The organism is Phenylobacterium sp. LjRoot225 (assembly GCF_964252855.1).
GTDB lineage: Bacteria > Pseudomonadota > Alphaproteobacteria > Caulobacterales > Caulobacteraceae > Phenylobacterium.
Genome location: NZ_CAXUPL020000001.1, coordinates 494,147 through 516,750, shown reverse-complemented (window position 1 = coordinate 516,750; position 22,604 = coordinate 494,147). Strand labels below are relative to the sequence as shown.

The following is a 22,604-nucleotide window of genomic DNA, read 5'->3' as shown; positions in this document are numbered from 1 at the left end:
TTAGCTGGATTTCGGCTTTCGGTCATCGCGGCGCTCGAGCACAGCGACGAAAAATCCGTCGGTGGATGAGGTCCTGGGCGTCAGCCGCAGGTAGCCTTCTGGAGTCAGGCGCGAAGCAAGATCCTCGCGCGTGGTCGCGGGCTTGAGCGCGAACTGCGGCGCACGCTCCAGAAAAGCCCCCACGCGGTCCTCGTCCTCGTCCGGCAGCACCGAGCAGGTGACGTAGATCATCCGCCCGCCCGGCTTGACGAAGGTCGCGCCGAGATCCAGCACCGCATCCTGATCCTGCAGCCGCCGCGTCAGGGTCTCGGGCGTCAGCCGCCACTTGGTGTCGGGATGGCGCCGCCACGAGCCGGAGCCCGAGCAGGGCGCGTCGACGAAGACCACGTCCATGCGGTCCTCCATGCCCTTCAGCGGATCCGGCTGGATCGGCGAGCGGACCTGCAGGTTGCGCACGCCCGCGCGGTCGCCGCGCCGGATGGTGTCGGTCAGCCGCCGCGCGTCGCTGTCATAGGCGTAGACCTGGCCGGTGTTGCCCATCTCGGCGGCCAGGGCGAGCGTCTTGCCTCCGCCGCCGGCGCAGAGGTCGAGCACCTGCTTGCCCTTCACCTCGCCGGCGCAAGCCGCGGCGATCTGCGAGCCCAGATCCTGCACCTCGAACCAGCCCTTGGAGAACTGGGGGATGGCCTCCACCGCCCCGCTGCGCGCGCTGGGGTCAGGGGCGGCGATGCGCAGGGCGGTCTCCAGCACGCCGGCGGGCTGGGCGCCCAGCGGATCGAGCGCCTTCAGCGCCCGGACCGGATCGGTCTTCAGCCTATTGACCCGCAGATCCACCGGCGCGCGCTCGGACAGGGCCGCGCCTTCCAGGGCCCGGTCGTCCCCGAAGGTCCGCGCGAGCGAGGCGTCGAGCCAGTCGGGATAGTCGCCCCGCACCGGCGCGGGCGCCTCGGCGAGGTCGCGCGGACTGGCGAGCGCCTGGCGTTCGGCCTCGGTCAGAGGCCCCGGCCCATGAGGTTCGTCCGCGGCGGCCTCGGCGATCCTCTCCAGCGGCCAGCCCCAGACGAGGCCCAGGGCGCCGAGCACGGCCGCGCGCGGTCCCTCCGCCCCCATCCGCCAGGCGAGCGAACGCTTGCGGCGCAAGGCGTCCAGCACCAGGCCCGACACCGCGGCGCGATCCTTGGCGCCGGCGTAGCGGGCTGCGTCGCCCCAGGTCTTCAGCGCCAGTCGCACCGGGCGATGATGGTTCTCGATGTCCGTCAGGACCTGAATGGCCGCCCCAAGGCGTCCGCCGTCACGCAAGACGCGACCTCATAGGAAAAGGGGCCAGAAGGGGGAAAAGGGACAAGACGGCCCCGCGCCGCCCCACTCAGACCTGGCTCGGATAGTTCGGCGCTTCCCGGGTGATCATCACGTCGTGGACGTGGCTTTCGCGCAGGCCCGCGCCGGTGATGCGGATGAACCGCGCCCGCTGGCGGAATTCGGCGAGGTTGGCCCCGCCGACATAGCCCATGGCCGCGCGCAGGCCGCCGACCATCTGGTGCAGGATCGGCGCGATCGGGCCCTTGTAGGGCACCTGGCCTTCGATCCCTTCGGGCACCAGCTTCATGACGTCCTTGACGTCCTTCTGGAAGTAGCGGTCGGCCGAGCCCTGTCCCATGGCCGCGAGCGAGCCCATGCCCCGGTACGACTTGTAGGTCCGGCCCTGGTAGAGGAAGACCTCGCCCGGAGCCTCGTCGACGCCGGCGAAAACCGACCCCATCATCGCCACCGAGGCGCCCATGGCCAGCGCCTTGGCGAGGTCGCCGGAGTATTTGATCCCGCCGTCGGCGATGATCGGCACGTCGGCGTCGGCCGCCGCCCGCACCGCGTCGGCGATGGCGGTCAGCTGCGGCACGCCCACGCCGGCGACGATCCGCGTGGTGCAGATCGAGCCCGGACCGATGCCCACCTTCACCCCGTCCGCGCCGGCGCCGATCAGGGCGCGGGCCGCATCGTAGGTGGCGACGTTGCCGGCGACGATCTGCACGCGGTTGCTCTCGCGCTTGATCCGCTCGACCGCCAGGGCGACGTTGGCGTTGTGGCCGTGGGCGGTGTCGATGACGATCACGTCGACCCCGGCGTCCACCAGCGCCATGGAGCGCTCGTAGCCCGCATCGCCGACCGTGGAGGCCGCGCCGACCAGCAGCCGGCCCTGGCTGTCCTTGGCCGCGCTGGGATGGAGCTGGGCCTTCTCCATGTCCTTGACGGTGATCAGGCCGACCGCGCGGTTGTCGTCGTCGACGACCAGCAGCCGCTCGATCTTGTGCCGCCGCAGCAGGTCGCGAGCCTCCGCCTGGCTGACGCCGACGCGCACGGTGACCAGGTTGTCCTTGGTCATCAGCGCCTTGGCCGGGACGTCGTCGCGGGTCTCGAAACGCATGTCGCGGTTCGTCAGGATGCCGCAGAGCTTGCCGTCGGCGTCGACGACCGGGAAGCCGGAGATCTTGCGGCGCGCCTTGATCTGGCGGACTTCACTGAGCGGGGTGTCCGGACCGATGGTCAGCGGATTGATGACCATGCCGCTTTCGTAACGCTTCACCTCCCGCACCTGGTCGGCCTGTTCCTCGACCGTCAGGTTGCGGTGCAGGACGCCGACGCCGCCGTTCTGGGCCATGGCGATGGCCAGCCGGCTTTCGGTGACCGTGTCCATGGCGGCGGACACGAGCGGGATGTTCAGCGTGATCTCTCGCGTGAACCGGGTGGCGACATCCACCTGGGTGGGCATCACGTCGGATGCGCCCGGTTCGAGCAAAACATCGTCGAAGGTGAGCCCTTCGCGGATCTCCATGAGATTCTCCGGTTTTGCGGCGCGGGTATAAGCGGTCGGGGCCCCGTGCGGCAAGGGCTGCGCGCAAATCAATTGGGGACGCGGACGGAATGACGCTATCGAATCGGGGGCGTCCTCCGCAGGCTACGGTCAAGGTTGAGGACCGACAGATGAAGCCCCCCTGCGGCGAGGCGGCGAAACGGACCAAGGTCGCGAACGCCTGGACCCATTCGGCGCAGCGCGGGCTCGCGGTCGCGCCCCCATGATCGGCCTCATTGCAGCGCTGGCGGCCGCCAGCTCCGCCTCCACGGCCACCTACCCCGCCGCCGTCGATCGCGACGCCATCGTCATCTGGCTTCCGCAGGCGACCGGGCTGGCGGCGAACCAGGTGATCGCGGTCACCGCCTCGTCAGCCGTCGCGATCGTCACGCGGACGCGGACGCCGGAGGGCCGGGTCGGCGTGCTGCTTCGCGCCCTCCCGCTCACGCCGGAAGCGACCGCGCGCGGCGGCGTGCTCGCCTGGCAGATGCGGCTCGAGATCGACTGCCGAGCCGGCGCCGTGCGACTGGGCGGCACCACCGGCTATGACACTCAGCTCGCCGACGGCGAGGGCGTGGCGCTGGCGCCCGCCGAGACGGTCTGGCGGCCTCCGAAGGCCGGCACGCCGCTGGAAAGCGCCCAGCGCGCGGTCTGCGAGCGCGACTTCCAGCTCCCCCTGGTCGCCGCTGGCCAGCGCCTCGCCCAGGCCGCGCCTGCTCCAGCGCCGCCCCGCGCAGCCGCACCAGCGCCTGCGCCCCTGCTGGCCGCCCTTCGCCCCGCGCTGCCGGCGCCCTTCTCCGCGCCCAACGCCGCGTTCCGGACCCCCGCGAGCGTCGCGCCTTCCAAGCCGGGCCCGGGCGCCATTCAGGTGGTGAGTTCGTCAAACCCGGCCGAGGCCCGCCAGGCGCTGGCCAACCTGCAAGGCCGTTTCACCGAGTTGCAAGGCATGCGCGCGCGCGTCGAGCCGGCCCAGGTCCGCGGCCGCGCGGTCTACCGCGGGGTGATCAGCGGCTTCGATTCGCGCGACCAGGCGCGCGCCTTCTGCGAGACGCTGAAGCGCGGCGGCCGGGACTGCCTGGCGCGCTAAGGCGCTCCAGCCTCTAAGGCGTGGGCCGTCCCTTGAAGCCGGTGGCGACCAGGTAGAGTTCCGACGAATCCGCCCGGCTGGCCTTGGGCTTGAAGTTCTTCACATCGGTGAAGTGGCGCTTCAGATGAGCGATCAGCTCGGCGGTTTCGCCGCCCTGGAAGGCCTTGGCGATGAAGACGCCGCCCGGCTTCAGCACCTCGAGCGCGAAGTCGACGGCCGCCTCGATCAGGCCGACGATCCGCAGGTGGTCGGTCTGGCGGTGGCCGACGGTGTTGGGGGCCATGTCCGACAGCACCACGTCGGGCGCCCCGCCGAGCAGATCCATCAGCATCGGCCCGCAGCTCGGGTCGGTGAAGTCCATCTGCAGGATGTGGGCGGGCGGCATCGGATCGACCGGCAGGAGGTCGACGCCGACGATGTCGCGCACGCCGCGCTCGATCGCCACCTGCGTCCAGCCGCCGGGAGCCAGTCCCAAGTCGATCACCTTGGCGCCCGGCTTCAGCACATGAAGCTTGTCGTCGATCTCAGTCAGCTTGTAGGCCGCGCGGCTGCGATAGCCGTGGGCCCGGGCCTTGGCCGAGAAGGGGTCGTTGATCTGCCGCTCCAGCCAGGCCTGCTGAGAGGGCGTGCGCATCTTAGCGGTCTTCAGGCGCGCCGGCTGAGGGCGACCCTCGTCGGTGCCGCCGGTCGGCCGCTTGACCATGCGTTTGCGGGGGGGCTCGGTCATGCTGCGGTGGCCGTCAGCGCGCGGCCCGAACGTCCGCGCCGGCGACGACGGCGTCCGCCGCGCTGGTTGATCAACGAGATCAGTATGCCCTCCCGCAGGCCGCGGTCGGCCACCCGTACGCGCGTACAGGGCCAGAGCTCCTGGACCGCCTGGAGAATGGCGGCGCCCGCCAGCACGAGATCTGCACGGTCGGGACCGATGCAGGGCTGGGCGGCGCGCTCTTGGGTGGTCAGCGCCAGCAGCCGGTCTGCGGCCTGGTCGCATTCATTTCGGGTCATCCAGATACCGTCTACACGGTTTCGGTCGTAGCGCGGCAGATCCAGATGCATTCCCGCCAGGCTGGTGATTGCGCCCGAGGTGCCGACGAGGTGCGCCCGGTCGGCGTCAAACACCGGCTTCAACACATCGGCGCGACGGAAGGCGGCGATCTCGGCCTTCACCGTGTCGACCATGGCGCGGAACCAGATGTCCGTGGCGGTCTCGCCCTCGGGAAAGCGCTCAGCGAGGGTGACGACGCCGATCGGGATCGACAGCCAGGCGCGCATCGGCGGCGACTCCACCTCGCGGTCGGCCTTGAGGTCGAGCCACGACATCTCCGTCGAGCCGCCGCCCACATCGACCACCAGGGCGGCGTCGTGGCTGCGGTCGAGCAGCGTCAGGCAGCCGGCGACCGAAAGCCGGGCCTCTTCCTGCGGCGTGATGATCTGCAGCTGCAGGCCGGTTTCCTCGGCGACGCGTTCGACGAAGGCCCGACCGTTCTCTGCGATGCGGCAGGCCTGGGTGGCGATGGCGCGCAGCCGCACCACCTTGCGCCGGCGGACCTTCTCGGCGCTGACCTTCAGGGCCGCCAGCGCCCGCTCCATGGCCGGTTCGGCCAGCCGGCCGCTCTGGGCCAGCCCCTCCCCCAGTCGCACGATCCGCGAATAGGCCTCGACCACTCGAAAGCCGGTTCCCTGGGGTGTGGCGATGAGCAGGCGGCAGTTGTTTGTGCCCAGGTCGAGCGCCGCATAGCATGCAGGCTCGCGCATTGGCCTCACCCGGCTACGCATCGGGGCGCCGGGCGCGCTCGGCGCCTCAGTCATGGACCGCCTTTTCGTCCTTCGCAGGCCGCGCTACACCGACGCAGCCTGATTTCGAGAGGCAATGTAGCAAGCGCCCCGTCACCGCGGAAGGCGCAGCCTCAACAGGCGACCGTGGCGAGCGTTCACCTCCCGGTCAGAAGAGAGGGGTTAGCCTTGGTCTCATGAATACGCGACTCGCCAAATTCGCCATCGGCCAGATCGTTCGGCATCGAGTCTACTCGTTCCGCGGCGTGATCTTTGACGTCGATCCGGCCTTCACCAACACCGAGGAATACTGGCTCTCGATCCCGGAGGACATCCGGCCGCCCAAGGACCAGCCCTTCTACCACCTGCTCGCCGAGAACGAGGAAAGCGCTTACGTCGCCTATGTCTCCGAGCAGAATCTGATGCCGGACGACTCCGGCCAGCCCGTGGGCCATCCGCAGGCCTCGGTGATCTTCGAATCCTTCCGCGAAGGCCAGTACAAGCTGAAACCGCGCATCAGCCACTGAGCGAGAGATCCAGACGACACCTTCTCCCACAAGGGGAGAAGGACGAGCCACGCCACTCGATTCCGCGCAAAAGGCTTCCTGTGAATCGCCGTCGCGCCGCAAAATCCGCACGGAACTTCCCCGCGAACGGGTCCATTCTCGCAAGCATGAGCGCAGATGGCTTGGCCTTGGCGCCGCCCCCTGGCGCGCGGCCCGACTGGACGATCGACCAGGACTGGGCGGGCTACACCGCGTCCGAGCACGAGGTCTGGCTCACCCTCTACCAGCGCCAGATCGAGCTTCTGCCCGGCCGGGCCTGCGAGCCCTTTCTCCGCGGGCTCGAGACCCTCGACCTGCACCGCGCCGGCATTCCGGACTTCGCCCGCATCAACGAGGAGCTTCGCAGGCTCACCGGCTGGAGCGTCGTCGCCGTCCCGGGCCTGGTCCCCGACGAGGTCTTCTTCGAGCATCTGGCCAACCGCCGGTTTCCAGCGGGCCGTTTCATCCGCAAGCCCGAGCAGCTCGACTACCTGCAGGAACCGGACGTCTTCCATGACGTCTTCGGCCATGTGCCGATGCTGACCGATCCGGTGTTCGCCGACTACATGCAGGCCTATGGGCAAGGCGGGCGCCGCGCCCAGGGGCTGGGGCGGCTGACCAACCTCGCCCGGCTCTACTGGTATACGGTCGAGTTCGGCCTGCTGCAGACGCCGGCCGGCCTGCGCATCTATGGCGCGGGCATCGTCTCCAGCCGCGCCGAGAGCCTGTTCGCCGTGGAGGATCCCTCGCCGAACCGGATCGCCTTCGACCTCGAACGGGTGATGCGCACGCCCTACCGCATCGACGACTTCCAGCAGGTCTATTTCGTCATCCCGTCGCTCGAGGCGCTGCTCGACGCCAGCCAGCAGGACTTCGCCCCGATCTACGCCAGGCTTCAGGATCTGCCGGACATTCCGATCGCCGCGATCCTCGACGAGGATCAGGTGTTGACCCGCGGCACCCAGGCCTACGCCAAGGGCAGGCCTCAGTAGTCGCGCCGCCACCGCACCGCCAGCCGCGCGCCGGCCTGGCCGCCGAGGCGGGAAATGATCGAGAGCTGGCGGCGCACCCGCCACTCGACCTGCGCAGTCGGGCCTTCGCGGCCGCCGCCGGTCAGCTCCAGATAGACCTTGTCGGTGATGTACTTGCCGCCGGACACCGTGACCCCGGTGGTCTGGTCGCCGCCGCCCACCGCCAGGCGATCGAGACCGGCGAACGCTCGCAGGTTGCCGATGACGTCGAGGCCGCCGCCGCTGGCCATCGCCGACACCGCCGAGGCCAGCTGGGCGGCTTCCAGCGGCGAAAGCTGCGAGGCCGAAGCGCCGAACAGAACCTGCGACAGCACCTCGTCGCTAGGCAGGCTGGGCGTCGAGGTGAAGGTGATCTCCGGCTTGGCCGCGGTTCCGGCGATCTTCACCACCGCCGTCAAGGTCGGGTCGTCCCGCGTGGCGCTAAGGTCGAGGCGGATGTCGCGCGGGCGGGTCGACAGGTAGACGATGCTGGTCGGGTCGAATTCGAACCGCTTGCCCGCAAAGTCGTAGTCCCCGCGGACCACCCGCGCCGTGCCCGTAAGGTCCGGCCTGCTGGTCGTGCCGCCGACATGGGCGTCGAGCGAGAGCTCCACGTTCAGCCCCCGGCCGCGCAGGTAGATCCGGGCCGGCGCCTTCAGGCTGACGTCGAGCGCCCATCCCCCGCCGCCGCCGACGCCGACCCGCGCGGCCGGGACCGGCTCGGTGGCGATCAGCTCCGCCGGGCGGTTCTTCTCGATCACGTCCATGCTGACGACGGTGGAGCTGTTTGGCAGCCTGGGCGCGATGTCGGCGCGGTCGATGCTCAGCGCGCCGGACAGCTTCACCTGGCCGTTGGCGTCGCGGTTGATGGTGGCCTGGCCGGTGGCCGAGGCGGTCGCCTGCTCGTTGTCGATCAGCCGGAAGCCGTGCAGGTCCAGGCGGAAGCTGGAGACGCCCTGGCGCTCGAGGCTGACGCGGCCCGCCGCCGAGACCGAGCCCCCGTGGCCGTCGACGCCGCGCGCCTCGGTCACGTCCACCGCGCTGCGCGCGAACGCGGCCTTGATCGCCACATCGCGCAGCGAAAGCCCGGTGGCGCCGTCGTCGAAACGGCCGCCGGCGACCGTGATCTGGCCGGTCGCCTGCGGAGCGGCCAGGGTGCCGCCCAATACGCCTTCGGTCTGAACCCGGCCGGACAGGCTCCGTTCGCCGCCGATCAGCAGGTCCCAGAGCGGGCGCACCTCGCCGTTGGCGAAGAACTTTCCGCTCATCGGCTGTTGGCGGGCGATCGCCAGCCGGAACGGCGCGCCCGAGGCTTCCGTCGGCAGCACGAGGCTGGCGTTGGCCTTGAGGCCCTGGCCGTTGGAGGCGACAGCGTCGAGCGCCAGACTGGAGTCCGCCAGCCTGCCATGCACCACGCTGTCGACGCCGCTGGCCGCCGGCGCGCCACGGCCGCGCGCGCCGCTCAGGCGCGCCTCCAGCCCGCCGTCCAGTCGGGCGCCGCGGCCCTCGAGGGTCAGTTCGGCGTCGATCTTTCCGGCCAGGTCCTCGTCGAGCAGGTTCAGCCCCACCCCCGCCAGTTGGGCGCGGACGTCGGCTGCGTCGTCGGTGAGCCGTCCGTCCAGGCTGATGCGCCCGCCATCCGAGGCCGCCAGCCGCAGCCTGGCGCTGCGCTCGGGGCCGCCGAAACGGAAGCTGGCGGTCTCGGTGGTGCGTACGTCGCGCGCGCCCAGCCGGCCCGCGCCGTCGAAGGTCGCCTCATAGCCGGGCTGGACCTGGGAGAAGACGCCGCGGCCGTTCGCCTGGAAGGCCCCGGCGCTGGTCACCCCCTTGGCGTCCAGCGCATAGGGCAGCCGTATCAGCGATCCGTCGGCGGTCAGACGCGCCGCCGTGAGCGTGGTGGTCGAGCCCGGCGTCCGCGCGCCCTCGGCGGTGAGGTTGAGCTGGGCGCGCGGCCCTCCCGGCGTGTCGACGATCTTCATCAGCCCGCCGATGCGGCCGGCTTCGAGAAAGGCGCCGCGTCCCACCGTCAGCATCAGGTTGGCGGCCGACGGCGCGCTCTTGCGCAGCGAGACCGAGCCATCCGCCTTCAGCCCGCCCGCATCGACGGAGAGACCGGTGAGGTCCACCCCGCCTTGCGGGAAGCGGAAGTCTGCCCGGCCGCGCGCGGGGCCGAACGCGCTGGCGGCGGTGACGGCGATCATGCCGCTGGAGCCGTCCGGCTGGCGCAGGAAGCTGAGGGTCAGGTGCGTGGACTTCAACGGCAGGCGCGGCAGGTCGATCGCATCGAAGTCGGCGATCAGGTCGGCGCGCGGCGCGCCGAGCGTGCCGGTGATCGCCCCGTTGCCCTTTGCGGCGCCGGTGATCTCGACCGGGCCGGCCCGGAACGGCCCCTGGGCCTTCCAGTCGAGCTTGAAGGTGAGCTTGCCGTCCTCCCCCAGCACGCCGGCGCTGGAGGCGTTCAGCGCCGCCCCGTCGAGGCTCGCCCGCGCGACCGAGAGCCGACGGCCTTGCAGCGCCGCCTGGGCCGAGACCCGGGGCTTGGCCCCCAGCAGCCGGTCGAGCTCAGGATAGCCGGTGGCGAACTTCTCGCCCGAGCCGTCGATCTTCAGCGACCAGGGCTCGCTGGCGCGGCCCTGCCCGGCCGACCAGACGATGTTGGCCGCGCCGCTGGCGCCCGTACGCGCGGCGGCGAGGTTGGTGACGTTCGCCTGGCCCTTGAAGGTCAGTCCGCCCAGCAGGCCGCGGGAGCCGCTCGCCTGCACCCGCAGGCCCGAGCCTTGAACCTCCAGCTTGCGCAGCGCCAGCCGGCCGTCGCTCAGCCGCGCGCCTTCGAAGGTCGCGCGCGGCGCGGCGCCCAGCATGGCGGCGACCCAGCCGGCGCCCTTGCCGCCGCGGGCGGCGAGCTGAGCTTTCAGCTCCATCCCATGGACATCACGGGTGAATTCCAGCGGTCCCGAGACCTGTTCGAGCCCGTAGCCGCCGAGCGCCAGGCGACTGACCGCGGCCGCGCCCGCGAAGCGCCAGCGGGCCTGGGCGTTGGTCAGCACCCCGGTCACCCGCCCGAGCCCCATCTGTGGACCGCCGGTGATCCGCGACAGGGCCGGCGACGACGCCGTCACCGTCAGGCCCTTGGGACCGAGCTTGCGGGTCCCGAGATCGCCCAGGCCCTGGGCCCGCAGCGTCAGGTTCTCCGCTGCGGCCTGGAGATCGAGGTCATAGAAGCTCGGGTCCGCCTTGCGGCCGACCAGGTTGAACCGGACCTCCGGGCCCAGGCGATGCGCCCAGGCCGACGTCAGGCTGGAGGCTGTGAGCGAGGCCCGTCCGTTCGCCTGGCCCCCTTGAGCGCTCCACGCGCCCGAAGCCTCCAGCGGGCGCGTCGCCCCGGAGATGGCCATGGCGGTGAACCGGCCCGCCGAGGAGGTGCTCCCATCGGCGGTCACCCGCAGCAGGAAGGGGCGGTCCGCGGGCAGCCCCAGAGCGCCGGCGAGCGCGCCGCCATGCGCCTCCGCCGCGTCGGCCTGGATCAGCAACGGCCTGCGCTTGTCCACCTCGAACCGCAGGTTCAGGTGATCGCCGGGATTGAGCAGGCTACCTGCGCGGACCGTGCCGTGCATGCCCCCGCGACGCTGGACGGCGAGATAGAGGGCCAGGTCGTAGGCGCCCCGCTCGCCGCTGAAGCCGGGGAGCATCTCCACCTGGCCATGGGCGTCGTCGATGTAGAAGGAGACCGGCAGGCCGCTGCTGCCCTTTCCCTTCGGCGCGAGCGTCGGCCGGCGGATCAGCCGCAGAGTCTGCACCTCGATGCGCTGGGCGTGGAAGCGGCGCAGCAGGAGCTCCGAGTAGCGCCAGTTCAAGTGCAGGTTCTGGGCTTCCAGCCAGACGCCCTTCTCGTCGCGGATCGTCAGCCGGCGAATGCGGAAGTCGCGCCAGACGTCGCCGGACAGCCCCTCGATCTTCAGCCGCCCGAGGCGGCCGAGCTTCAATCCGTCGGTGCGCGCCTCGATCAGCAGTCGCGCCTGGGGCAGCAGCACGCCGTAGCGGGTCCCGGCGATCAGGCCGGTGAAGATCAGGGCCAGGCCCAGGCAGACCGCCACAATGGACTTGGGCAGGCGCGAGGCCTTCTTCGCCGCCTCTTCGGCGGGGGCGGCGGCGGTGTCCGTCTCCTCGCTCAAAAGCTCTGTCCAATGCTGACGTAGATCTGCACGGGCGACCCGCCCTGGGCGTTGGAGACCGGGGTCGCGACATCCACCCGGATCGGCCCGAACGGCAGGTTGTAGCGCAGGCCGAGACCGGCCCCGACGCTGAGGTTCGAGAAGTCCGGGTTTCGGGTGATGCTGATGCTGCCGGCGTCGACGAAGGCCACGACGCCCCAGCGCGCGGTCACCATCTGCCGGATCTCGGTCGAGGCCTCGATCAGCGAGAGCCCGCCTTCGGGCGTGTCATTGTCATCCGCAAGCCTGGGGCCGACGGCCTGATAGGAGAAGCCGCGCACCGAGCCGCCGCCGCCGGCGTAGAAGCGCTGCGGCGCCGGAATGTCGGAGACCGTCCCGTTGAGGATGCTGCCGATCCGCAGCCGCCCGGCGAGCACCGTGCGCGCGCCACGACCGATCGGCAGGTAGCCGGTGCCCTGGGTCTGCACGCGCAGATAGGGCAGCGTCCCGTGGCCCGCCAGCAAGGTCGGGTCGGCGATGAGGTTGAGCCGCCAGCCGCGGCGCGGATCGAGCGCATCGTTCGAGCGATCGAGGTAGACGTTGCCGTGCAGCGCGAAGGTGGCGATCTCGCGCCCGAGCGGGGTCAAAGAGCCGATGCGCAGCTCGTTGGTGCGGCTGAAGTCGGTGGAGGCGCCGACCGAGACGTAGGAGGTCTTGCCGTAGCGGCGCTGGACGTCGGAGCGGGCGGTGACGCCGGTCTGGTCATAGGCGTCGGTGTTGGCGTGGTAGGCCTCGGCGCCGAGCGTCAGGGTCTGCGCCGGCCGGCGCCAATGCGGCAATCCGACCGTGACGCCGACGCGGCTGTCGACGGTCGACAGCCGACCGAACAGGGCGAAGGTGTCGGCCCGGCGGAAGGTGTTGTAGCGCGTCCACCGCACGTCGAGGCCGAGGCCTTCGACGCTGGCGTAGCTGGCGCCGAACTCGAACGTTCGCCGCTTACGCTCGGCCAGGCCGACCAGCACCGGGCGCAGCCCCTCGGTCGTGGTCTTGTCGACCGGCGCGAGCGCCACGGTGACCTGGTCATAGGCGCCGGGATCGAGCAGGCGCCGCTGCAGTTCGGCGACCAGCTCCGGATCGTAGACGTCACCCGGCTTCCAGGGCGCCAGCCCCTCCACCCAACGCGGGTTGGTGCGTCCGGTGTTGGTGAGCTGGATCCCGTCCAGGCGCACGAGCGGACCCGCAGCGATGTGGAAGGTCGGCTGCACCGAACGGTCGGCGTGGTCGACCACCACCTGGCGCGGCTCGGCCTCGGCGTCGGCGTAGCCCTTCTGCTCCAGGGTCGAGACGATCCGCCCCTCGGCGCCCACCACCTCCGCGGCGCGACCGGGCGCGCCAGGCGAAAGCGCCAGGGCCTTCTGGGCCGCGGCCTCGTCTTGCGCCGGCGGCGCGGTCCCGACCCACTCGATGGCTGGGGCCGTGATGGTGAAGCGCGGGCCGGGCGTGATCCGCACCTTGGGGGTCGGGGTGTCCCCATCGCCCACCTCGGGCTCGACGATGGCGGCGTAGTAGCCCTCAGAGCGCAGCACGGCGGTGGCGGTCTCGGCGGCGTCACGGGCCCGTCTGCGGGCTTCAAAACGATTGTCGATGGGCCGGTCGGTCTCGCCGATCTCGCTGACGATGGCGGCGCGCAGGCTCGGATCGAGGTCGCCTTCGATCGCCGCGCGCGGTTGAGCGGCGAAGGACAGCGTCGGAGCACAAGCGGCCGCTGCTGCGACGACGGCCAAGATCAGTCGACCCAAGATCGAGAATCCCTAAGCGGCCCCCCTCCCGTGTAGCGGCGCGTCCCGGACGTGTCGACGGGGCGCGGGCGGGTTCCTGGCCGAAGATGGGGCGCTGCGGCGGGAAAGCGCTCTTGCGATGACGCTTTGGCCCACCGTCCGGAATGGGGCCGGCATCGGCGCGCCGGTCGGCCGTCGTAGCCCGCCGCAGCCCCAGAAACTTAAGGAGACGACGCGGTGAACGCAAACGCCGAGCCGCGCTGTCCGCAGGGACAAACCGGACTGATCAGCCTCGTCCGACTTGTGGAGAACGTTCAGTCGGCAGAGGGTGTCGCCACATAGAAATTCGGAGGCCAGCATGGCCAAGAAGACCAAAATCCCCAAGAAGTTCGCCAGCGTAAAGCTACCCAAGGCGCTGCGGCGCGACCTGCGGGATCTCACCGCGACCCAGACCGGCCGCACGACGCTCCTCGATGCGCTGACGGCGAGCGCGGCGCACGCCGCACCGAAGACCAGAGGCGCCAAGGCCCCAGGAGCCAAGGCCTCGGGCGCCAAGACCTCGGGCGCCAAGACGTCCAGCGCCAAGACCTCGGGCGCCAAGGCCAAGGGCGCCAAGGCGCGCGGCGCCACCGTGGCCGCCTCGAAGGCCGTCGCGCCGGCCTTCACCGAGGCGCCGGACGTGACAGAGGCGCCGCCGCAAACGACGACGCCCCCGTCCGCTTCAACCCACTAGGGGCGCATCTAGAAGTCCTTGCGGACCGTGACAAAGGCCTGCCGCGGCGCCCCGGCCAGCAGGGTCTGGGCGTCGCCCGAGTTGCCGAAGCCGTTCGACCCCACGGTCGAGACGTACTTCTTGTCGAACAAGTTGGTGAGGTTGACCTGCACCTCCAGGCCCTTGCTCCAGCCCTCGCTGGCGAAGCGGTAGCCCGCGGTCAGGTCGGCTATGACGTAGGACGGCACGCTCTGGTCGTTGGTGTAGGTATAGAAGCGCTTGCCGGTGTAGTGCCCGGAGAGCGAGCCGAACCAGCCGTCGTGGCCGTAGGACAGCGCCAGGTTGGCCAGCGACTTGGGCGTATCGACCACGGTCTTGCCGCTGGTGCGGGCGACCAGGGCGCCGGAGCCGTTGAAGACGTCGTCGTCGTACTTGGAGCTGTTGTAGGCGTAGGAGCCGAACAGGCTCCAATCCGGGGTGATCGACCAGGTCGCCGCCGCCTCGACTCCCTTGGTGGTCACGCTGCCGACGTTGGAGAGCACCGCCGGGTTGCCTGCGACGCCGGCGCCCACCGCGGTCGCCAGCAGCCGGTTGTCGAACTTCACGTGATAGGCCGCGATCTGACCGCGCACCTTGTCGAGCTGGAAGCGGTAGCCGAGTTCGTAGGTCTTGGAGGTCTCAGGCTTCAACCTTGAACGGATGGCGTCGAAGCCGGCCTGGGTGGTCGAGAACGGCCCCGAGGTGGCCGCGGACTGGAAGGCGCGCATGTTTTCGGCGTAGCCGCCGAACACTTCGCCGGCGGCGGGGCCGACGTTCCAGGCGAAGCCGGCCTGGGGCAGGAAGCTGTCCTTGGACTCGATGCTGCCGCTGTTCACCAGGGGGCCGTCGCCGTCGAGGAAGGTCGCCTTGTTGGTCACCTTCAGCGACTTGAACCCGAAGTTCAGCTTCAGGTCCTGGGTCACGCTCCAGGCGTCCTCCAGGAAGAACTGGGTGGTCTTGGTCTTGAAGGCGTAGTGCCAGCGCGTCCTGTAGAAGTTCGACTGGAAGTCGAGGGCGTCGCGGTTCGGCGCGGCGCGGTCGAGGGCGTAGTAGCGGCGCGCCTGCTCGAAGTCGTTGTCCTCGTACCAGCCGCCGGCGCGCACGACGTGGTCGCCCAGGGTCAGCTCAACGTCGCCGAACACGCCCTGGCGGTCGATGCTGTACTCGGTCGTGCGGAACGAAATGGACGAGTTACCGGTGGTGGCGCCGGCCACGCCGAAGTTCGGGCTGGGGTTGAGCGGCGCGAACCAGCTGCCCTGCCCCTTGTTCTTATGGCCGTAGTAGGTGGCCGACACCTTCAGGTTCTCGCCGATCGGCGTCTTGGCGTTGAGGTACCAGAGGTCGTCGTCACGCAGGCCGCCTGCGTCGAAATAGGCGTCGTCGTCGCAACGCACCGGCGCCGGATAGACGTTGGTCCCGTCGCCCGGGTCGGAGACGCAGAAAGCCGGATCGCCCGACGTTCCTGTGGCCAGATAGTGGCCGAGCGCGGTGTCGGCGATCTGGTTGGCCGCGGCCCAGTTGTTTGAGATGTTGTCCCAGCCGTAGCCGAGCCGGTTGATCATCTCCTTCGACATGTCCTGGTAGTCGTTTTCACGACGCTGGGACCAGTCGTAGAAGGCGGTGATCGTCGCCTCGCCGATCGGCTGGACGAACTTGACGTTGGCCTGCTCCTGCTTCTGCTCGCCCCAGCCCTTCCACTTGTCGGTCTTCTGGTTGGCGTAGCTCACATAGGCCTTGCCGCCGGTCGGCAAGGCGCCGGTGTCGAGGCGGACGAAGCCGCGATACATGTTGTCGGAGCCGTAGGTTCCCTGGACGTTGACGCCGAAGGTCTCGCTCGGATCGCGCGAGAAGAACTCGAGCGTGCCGCCAAGGTTCGAGCTCGAAGCGGTGGCGAGCGAGCCCGCGCCCTGCGCCAGCACCACCGAGCCCAGGTTCTCCGAGATCACCGCGCGGCTGATGTGCAGGCCGTTGAGGTTGCCGTAGGTCATGTCGCCGAGCGGCACGCCGTCGAGGGTGAAGCCCAGCTGGTTCTGATTGAAGCCGCGGATCGAGATGCGGGTCGACCACTCATAGGCGCCGAAGGCGTCGGCGGACTGGAAGTTCACGCCCGGCAGCTTCTGGACGATCTTGATCGGGCTGACGCCTGCGACAGCCCTTTCGATTTCCTGAGCGTTGATCGTCTGCACTTCGCGCGACTGTCCGCGACCGAAGACCACCACCTCGTCGGCGGTCGCAACAGCGGCGGCTTCCGACGTCGCCGCGGCCTCTTCGGCCATGGCCGTGTTCGCCAGCATGCAGAGCAGCGCACAGGCGGCGGCGCCGCCAAGCCATCCAGATTTCATGATCGATCCCCAAGACTTTCGTCGAGCGCGCCAGCCCTAAGGGCCGTGTTTCCACGCCTGGTTGGGTCGGTAGCGACCGTCCGTGACATTACTGCAACGCTTGGTTGTCACTCCGACGACAATGGCGGCTTCGCCCCGACGCGCAGCCGCACAGGCGGACTATCGGCTGCGCCGAGATCCTCCTTGCACCCCGGAGTCCGGCCGTGATCCCAGATAGGCGCGGCGCCCAAGGGGGCCTCGAATCGGGCGATGTTTTCCCCCTCTGGGGGGATTCGATAGATGCAGATTGCGGTGTGCCTGTCCGGGGCCGAGCGGCTGGAGAGCCCTGCCCTCACCCATTTCGCCCGCAATCTGCCGGCCGATGCGGCGATCGACTGCTACGCCTTCTTCTGGGAGGGCGGCCCGCTCAGCGACGAGGCGGCGCTGCGCGAGCTGATCAACCAGAAGACGGAAGGCCGCTTCCGCACGATCGAGGTCCAGGTCGGGCGCAACTTCGCCATGGATCTCGACCTGGCCGTCCAGGCCTACCCCGAGACCAATATCGAGAACGTCATCCGAATGTACCGCGGCATCCGCCGCTGCAACGACATGAAGCTGCGGCGCGAGCTGACGCACGGCGCCCGCTACGACCATGTGATCCGCACCCGGCCGGAGATCCAGCTCGCCTCGACCTTGGACCTGGCCAGGTTCATGCCGCTGACGCGGGAATTCATCGTCTTCCCCGAGAACGGCCACTGGCGCGGGGGCCTGAACGACCAGTTCGCCTTCGGCGCCTCGGAGAAGATGGACATGTACTCCCTGGTGATCGACTACATCCCGGAGCACTGCGCCAACGGTTGTCCCTTCCACCCGGAGACCCTGCTGCGCTTCCATCTCACCCGCATGCAGATCATGCCGATCCTGGCGCCGATCTCGGTGCAGCTGGTGCGGACATGAGCCAAGCCCTCGCCGCCGCCGAGCAGCGGCGGGCGAGGTTTGGTCGGTCAGCCGATGTCGGAATAGCTGATGTCGCTCAGCGATTTGCCGACCAGGAGGACGGCTGACTCGACCACCTGGTCGCGGCCGTCGGTGAACACCAGGACGTCAGAGCCCACCTGGACCGCGACGTAGTGCGTGGAGCCGCTGGCGAACAGGGCGTTGGCGCTGCTCAGCGCGCTGTCGAAGTCCGCCGCGGTGCTGGTGGCGTAGTTCGACGCCGTCGCCGCGCCGTGGCCCAGCTTCAGGTGGTCCTCGCCGCTGGTGAAGTCGGTGATCTGGTCGACCGTAGCTGCGGTCAGGGTCTCATGGCCGCGCGAGTGATCGATGCGGAAGACATCGTTCCCTGCGCCGCCCGTCAGCACGTCGACGCCCTGACCGCCGAAGAGGGTGTCAGCGCCGGCGGTTCCGTCGAGCGTGTCTGCGCCGGCGCCGCCGATCAGGACCTCGTCGATCGTGGAGCCCGCAATCGAATCATCGCCGGCGAGACCGTTCACCACCGTGTGGACGCCGTCCGCAACCAGGCTGTCCGCACCGGTCGTTCCGATCTGCATGTCGGCGGGCGTCGGCGGGACGCCGCCATGACCCGGCCCGTGGCCACGCGGCCCAAATCCCCCAGAACCCTTCATTCTCGCCTCCGTCATCTGTTTCGAGCCTCGCGCACGTCTGAAAGCGGTGCGGCTCGGTCAGTTCAGGAAGGCTGGGGACCTACGCCGGCCTAAGTTTGGCCGGCCGGTATCGGCAATGTATCGGGACCGCAATCTTGCGTCTGGACGGCAAGCCCCTAGCCGCTGGTCAGTCGCTCCATCCGGCGCCCAGCGCCTGGCCGACGCGGACGTAGGCGAGCGCCGAGCGGGTGCGCGCCACCGCCAGACTGTCCTCGAACCCGGCGAGGGTGCGTTCGGCGTCGAGCACCGCGAAGAAGGGATCGGCGCCCTCGCGATACCGCAGGCGGGAGATCCCGGCCGCGCGCCGCGCCGCCTCCACCGCGGTCGTGTAGTTCGCCTCGGCCTGCAGCGCGCCGGCGAGGCTCGCGAGCGAAGCGTCGAGATCCCGCGCGCCGCTCAGCACCAGCTTTTCGTAGCGCTGGTACTCCACGTCCGCCCCGGCGCGGGCCGCTTCCAGCCGCAGGGCGTTGCGGCGGAAGTCGAGCGCCGGCCAGTCGATGCGCGGCCCCAGTACGAAGGAGAAGCCGGCGTTGTTGTTCAGCGCCGCCACATTGGCGCCCGTCGCCGCCCCCTGGGCGACGAAGCTCAGGCGGGGCCACCAGTCGACCTTGGCCGCGCGGGCGCGCGCCTGGGCGGCGGCGAGCCGCGCCTCGGCCTGGCGGATGTCCGGACGCCGCCGCAGCAACTCCTCCGGCGTGCCGATCGCCAGCCGCCGCGGCGGGTCCGGCACGAGGCTCTGCGCCTTCAGCGCAGCCGTCATTTCCGGCGTCAGGCCGGCGGCGAGGACGTCGAGCGCGGCGATGTCTTCGGCGATCTGCGCCTGCAGCAGGGGCCCGGCCGCCCGGGTGGCTTCCAGCTGCGCCTGGGCCCGCATGACGTCGAGCGGCGTCGAGCGGCCGGCGTCGCGCAGCACCTCGGTGAGGCGCAGGGTGGCGGCCTGGGCCGTGGCGTTGGCTTCGGTGGCGGCCAGGCGGGTCTGGGCGCCCCGCAGCTCCACATAGGTCGAGGCGATCTGGCTGGCGATGGCGGTCATGGCGCCGCGGCGCGCCTCCTCGAGGCTCAGGGCGTCCAGCCGCGCGGCCGAGACATTGGCCCGCAGCCGGCCGAAGACGTCCGCCTCCCAGGTGACCTCGCCGCCCGCGGCGACGAACCCGCCCTGCTGGTCCAGGCTCGCGTCGCGCTGACGACCGCCGCTGACGTTGAGGCCGCCGAGCGGCAGCAGGCTCCAGCCCTCGGCCTTGGCCGAGGCGCGGGCCTGTCTCACCTGCGCTTCCGCAGCCCGCAGGTCGCGGTTGCGGCTCATGGCGTAGGCGACGATCTGGTTCAGCAGCGGATCTTCCAGCCCGGCCCACCAATCGACGCGCGGCGCGGCCGCCTCGACCGGCAGGGTCGAGACCAGCTCCGGCGCCGCGGTCGCCGAATGGGCGGCGACCGGCGCGGTCGCCAGAGCGGCGACAAGCGCCGCCAAGACCGTCTTGTTTCTCACCACTGCACCCATGACAACTTTCCTCATTCCGCCGGCGCCGGGCGACGGCGAAGACGGATCTGCGGCAGCCAGCGCGAGAGGCGGCGGCTGAGCACGTAGAAGGCGGGCGTCAGGATCAGGCCCAGGATGGTGACCCCGATCATGCCCGCGAAGACCGCCGTGCCGATGGCGACCCGCTGCTCGAACCCTGCGCCCGTCGAGAAGACCAGCGGCGACACGCCCAGGATGAAGGCGAGCGAGGTCATCAGGATCGGCCGAAGCCGCAGCCGCGCTGCGTCGATGGCGGCCTTCTCCGGGCTGAAGCCTTCCTGATCCTCCAACTGCTTGGCGAATTCGACGATCAGGATGGCGTTCTTGGCCGCCAGCCCCACCAGCACGATCAGCGCCACCTGGGTCAGGATATTGATCTCCAGTCCCCGCAGCAGCAGCCCTGCGAGCGCGCCCAGGATGGACATCGGCACGACCAGCAGGACCGAGATCGGCAGGGTCACGCTCTCGTACTGCGCCGCCAGCACCAGGAAGACGAAGAGCGCGGCCAGCAGGAAGACGCCCAGTGCGCCGCTCGCCTCGGTCTTCTGCAGATAGGCCAGCTCAGTCCATTCGAAGGCGAAGCCCGGCGGAAGCGCCTTCTGGGCGGCGCGCTCCATGGCGTCCATCAGCTGGCCGGACGAGGATCCCGGCCCGGCCGCGGCGCTGAGGTCGGCGGCGGGGAAGAGGTTGTGGCGCGGGACGCGAGCCGGCCCGGTCGCGTCATGCGCCGTGACCACGCTGGCGAGCGGCGTCATCTTGCCGTTGAGATTGCGCGCCCATAGCCGGTTTAGGTCGTCCGGCGTGCGGCGGAAGTTGCCGTCCGCCTGGGCGGTGACCCGGTAGGTGCGGCCGAGATAGTTGAAGTCGTTGACATAGGCCGAGCCCAGATAGACCTGCAGGGCGTCGTTGATCTCGGAGACCGGCGTTCCGGCGGCCTCGGCCTTGTCGCGATCGACGTCGACCTTCAGCCGCGGCGTGCGCGCCTCGTAGGGGCTGAAGGCGAAGGCCACATGGGGGTCCTTCATCATCTCGCCGATCACCGCCTGGGTCGCCTGGTCGAGCGCGGCGTAGCCCTTGCCCTCGCGGTCCTCGATCAGCATCTTGGCGCCGGCGCTGCTGCCCAGGCCCATGATCATCGGCGGGCTGACGACCACCGTCACCGCGTCCTGGATCGGCGCCAGCGCCTTGCGCAGGTCCGCCTGGATCGCCGCCTCGGTCCGATGCGACCTCGCCCGCTCCTCGGCGTCCGCATAGGGGACGAAGATGGTCGCGATATTGGTCGACTGCGACCCGGTCGCCGCCGAGAAGCCGACGAAGCTCACGTCGTGGATGACGCCGTCGACGGTGTGGATCCGCTTGACCGCGTCCTGCACCACCGCGCGGGTGCGCTGCAGGGAGGCGCCCTCCGGCAACTGGGCGAGCACGATGCCGTAGCCGCGGTCCATCTGCGGGATGAAGCCCTTGGGCGTGGCCAGGAAGGCGCCGCCAGTGGCCAGCAGCAGGCCGCCGTAGAGGATCCCGACGATGGCGATGTAGCGGACCGTGCGCGCCGTCAGCTGGCCGTAACGTTCGCCCAGCCACTCGAAGCCGGTGTTGAAGGCCCTGAAGAAACGGGCGAGCGGCCCGCGTCCATGGCCCTCCGCATGCGGCTTCAGGAGAATGGCGCAGAGCGCCGGCGACAGGGTCAGGGAGACGAAGCAGGAGATCAGGGTCGCGCTGCCGATGGTCAGGGCGAACTGGCGGAAGAACTGGCCGGCCACGCCGCCGGTGAAGGCCACCGGCAGGAAGACGGCGGTCAGCACCAGGGCGATGGCGATCAGCGCCCCGCCCACCTCGTCCATCGAGACCCGTGCGGCTTCCTTGGGCGAGAGGCCCCTGGCGATGTTCCGCTCGACGTTCTCCACCACCACGATGGCGTCGTCGACGACGATGCCGATGGCCAGGATCAGGCCGAACAGGGACAGGGTGTTGATCGAGCCGCCGGTCATCGCCAGGAAGCCGAAGCTGCCGAGGATCGAGACCGGGATGGCCAGCACCGGAATGATGGCGGCGCGCCAGCTCTGCAGGAAGACGAAGACCACCAGGACGACCAGCAGGACCGCCTCGAGCAGGGTGTGTTCGACCTTGTCGATGGAGGCGTTCACGAACCGCGTCGTGTCGTAGACGATCTCGTACTTCAGCCCGTCCGGAAAGCTCTTGGAGAGGGCCGTCATCTCCTTCTTGACCTCGGCGGCGGTCTGCAGCGCGTTCGAACCCGGGCGCTGGAAGATGCCGATGGCGACAGCCTTCTTGCCGTCGAGCGAGGCGTCGGCCTGGTAGGTCTGGGCGCCCAGCTCCACCCGGCCGATGTCGCTGACGCGGACCAGGGCGCCGTCGGGGCTGCGGGCGACCACCACCTGGGCGAACTGCTCCGGATCGACCAGCCGGCCCGGGGCTTCGACGGTCAGCTCGTAGGCCGCGCCATTGGGCTGCGGCTCCGCGCCGAGCGAACCGGCGGCCACCTGAACGCTCTGGCGGCGCAGGCCCGCCAGGACGTCGCTGGGCGAGAGGTTGAGAGCGGCGATCTTCTCCGGATCCAGCCAGATCCGCATCGAATAGTCCCGCCCGCCGAACAGCTGGGCGTTGGCCACGCCGGGAATGCGCGCCAGCTCGTCGCGGACCTTCAGGCTCGCATAGTTGGAGATGTAGAGCGGATCGTAGCGGCCGTCGGGCGAAAGCAGGTGCACCACCATCAGGAAGGTGGGCGAGCTCTTGTCGACGACGACGCCCAGCCGCCGCACCTCTTCCGGCAAGCGCGGCTCGGCGGTGGCCACCCGGTTCTGCACCAGGACCTGGGCCTTATCGAGATCCGTGCCGAGCTTGAAGTTGGCGTTGATCGTCAGCTGGCCGTCCGACGTGGCCTGGGAGGTGATGTACATGATCCCCTCGACCCCGTTGACCGCCTGTTCGATCGGCGCAGCCACGGTTTCGGCCAGGGTCTCGGGGCTCGCGCCCGGATAGGTCGCGGTGATGGAGATCGTCGGCGGAACCACGTCCGGATATTCCGAGATCGGCAACTTGCCGACCGCCAACACGCCCAGAAGGGTGATGACGACGGACAGAACGGCGGCGAAAACCGGCCGGTCAATGAAATAGCGTGGCAGACTCATCGTCGCCCCCCTTC

At 70.0% G+C, this 22,604-nt stretch carries 15 protein-coding genes; 5 read left to right on the top strand and 10 right to left on the bottom strand.

From position 1 onward, the window contains the following. On the bottom strand, positions 1 to 1,299 hold the full coding sequence (locus ACSQ2B_RS02480; RefSeq protein WP_436047032.1) for an RsmB/NOP family class I SAM-dependent RNA methyltransferase: 1,299 nt from the start codon (positions 1,297 to 1,299) through the stop codon (positions 1 to 3). A 67-nt stretch (positions 1,300 to 1,366) separates the two neighbouring features. Next, positions 1,367 to 2,827, bottom strand: a complete 1,461-nt coding sequence (gene guaB, locus ACSQ2B_RS02475) for an IMP dehydrogenase (protein ID WP_436047031.1) — start codon at positions 2,825 to 2,827, stop codon at positions 1,367 to 1,369. Between the two features lie 241 nt (positions 2,828 to 3,068). Between guaB and ACSQ2B_RS02470 the strand changes: the two genes are divergently transcribed. Beyond that, positions 3,069 to 3,932, top strand: a complete 864-nt coding sequence (locus ACSQ2B_RS02470) for an SPOR domain-containing protein (protein WP_436047029.1) — start codon at positions 3,069 to 3,071, stop codon at positions 3,930 to 3,932. 13 nt (positions 3,933 to 3,945) lie between these two features. On the opposite strand, the gene ACSQ2B_RS02465 is transcribed toward ACSQ2B_RS02470, so the two are convergent. Together ACSQ2B_RS02465 and ACSQ2B_RS02460 are read right to left on the bottom strand one after the other, a co-directional pair. Beyond that, positions 3,946 to 4,659 carry an RlmE family RNA methyltransferase gene (locus tag ACSQ2B_RS02465; RefSeq protein WP_436047027.1) on the bottom strand — a complete coding sequence of 238 codons (714 nt, stop codon included), beginning with the start codon at positions 4,657 to 4,659 and terminating at the stop codon, positions 3,946 to 3,948. Further along, positions 4,656 to 5,741: a Ppx/GppA phosphatase family protein gene (locus ACSQ2B_RS02460; protein ID WP_436047025.1), complete on the bottom strand. Its 1,086-nt coding sequence runs from the start codon at positions 5,739 to 5,741 to the stop codon at positions 4,656 to 4,658. The genes ACSQ2B_RS02465 and ACSQ2B_RS02460 overlap by 4 nt, the downstream gene beginning before the upstream one ends. 161 nt (positions 5,742 to 5,902) lie before the next feature. Here ACSQ2B_RS02460 and hspQ point away from each other — a divergent pair, with 161 nt between their 5' ends. After that, positions 5,903 to 6,232 carry a heat shock protein HspQ gene (gene hspQ, locus ACSQ2B_RS02455; protein WP_436047023.1) on the top strand — a complete coding sequence of 110 codons (330 nt, stop codon included), beginning with the start codon at positions 5,903 to 5,905 and terminating at the stop codon, positions 6,230 to 6,232. Between the two features lie 146 nt (positions 6,233 to 6,378). Then, positions 6,379 to 7,242 carry a phenylalanine 4-monooxygenase gene (gene phhA, locus ACSQ2B_RS02450; protein ID WP_436047021.1) on the top strand — a complete coding sequence of 288 codons (864 nt, stop codon included), beginning with the start codon at positions 6,379 to 6,381 and terminating at the stop codon, positions 7,240 to 7,242. Here phhA and ACSQ2B_RS02445 read toward each other — a convergent pair. Together ACSQ2B_RS02445 and ACSQ2B_RS02440 are read right to left on the bottom strand one after the other, a co-directional pair. Then, positions 7,236 to 11,432 carry a translocation/assembly module TamB domain-containing protein gene (locus tag ACSQ2B_RS02445; RefSeq protein WP_436047020.1) on the bottom strand — a complete coding sequence of 1,399 codons (4,197 nt, stop codon included), beginning with the start codon at positions 11,430 to 11,432 and terminating at the stop codon, positions 7,236 to 7,238. The genes phhA and ACSQ2B_RS02445 overlap by 7 nt on opposite strands. Further along, positions 11,429 to 13,210 carry an autotransporter assembly complex protein TamA gene (locus tag ACSQ2B_RS02440; protein ID WP_436047019.1) on the bottom strand — a complete coding sequence of 594 codons (1,782 nt, stop codon included), beginning with the start codon at positions 13,208 to 13,210 and terminating at the stop codon, positions 11,429 to 11,431. Before ACSQ2B_RS02440 ends, ACSQ2B_RS02445 begins: the two co-directional genes overlap by 4 nt. A gap of 337 nt (positions 13,211 to 13,547) precedes the next feature. Between ACSQ2B_RS02440 and ACSQ2B_RS02435 the strand changes: the two genes are divergently transcribed. Beyond that, positions 13,548 to 13,922, top strand: a complete 375-nt coding sequence (locus ACSQ2B_RS02435) for a hypothetical protein (RefSeq protein ID WP_436047017.1) — start codon at positions 13,548 to 13,550, stop codon at positions 13,920 to 13,922. 8 nt (positions 13,923 to 13,930) lie between these two features. Here the strand turns inward: ACSQ2B_RS02435 and ACSQ2B_RS02430 are convergent, their stop codons facing one another. Further along, positions 13,931 to 16,282 carry a TonB-dependent receptor gene (locus ACSQ2B_RS02430; RefSeq protein ID WP_436047015.1) on the bottom strand — a complete coding sequence of 784 codons (2,352 nt, stop codon included), beginning with the start codon at positions 16,280 to 16,282 and terminating at the stop codon, positions 13,931 to 13,933. Between the two features lie 279 nt (positions 16,283 to 16,561). On the opposite strand from ACSQ2B_RS02430, the gene ACSQ2B_RS02425 reads away from it, so the two are divergent. After that, positions 16,562 to 17,218 (top strand): hypothetical protein, encoded by a 657-nt coding sequence (locus ACSQ2B_RS02425; protein ID WP_436047013.1) that lies wholly within the window; start codon positions 16,562 to 16,564, stop codon positions 17,216 to 17,218. Positions 17,219 to 17,265: 47 nt separating this feature from the next. Here ACSQ2B_RS02425 and ACSQ2B_RS02420 read toward each other — a convergent pair whose 3' ends face one another. The 3 genes from ACSQ2B_RS02420 to ACSQ2B_RS02410 all read right to left on the bottom strand — a co-directional run bounded on the left by ACSQ2B_RS02420 (position 17,266) and on the right by ACSQ2B_RS02410 (position 22,590). Further along, entirely contained in the window at positions 17,266 to 17,886 is a 621-nt protein-coding gene (locus ACSQ2B_RS02420; protein WP_436047012.1) for a calcium-binding protein, read from the bottom strand. A gap of 166 nt (positions 17,887 to 18,052) precedes the next feature. Continuing rightward, positions 18,053 to 19,423, bottom strand: coding sequence for an efflux transporter outer membrane subunit (locus ACSQ2B_RS02415; RefSeq protein WP_436047009.1), 1,371 nt, complete (start codon positions 19,421 to 19,423; stop codon positions 18,053 to 18,055). An 11-nt stretch (positions 19,424 to 19,434) separates the two neighbouring features. After that, positions 19,435 to 22,590: an efflux RND transporter permease subunit gene (locus ACSQ2B_RS02410; protein WP_436047008.1), complete on the bottom strand. Its 3,156-nt coding sequence runs from the start codon at positions 22,588 to 22,590 to the stop codon at positions 19,435 to 19,437. Positions 22,591 to 22,604 lie beyond the last annotated feature (14 nt).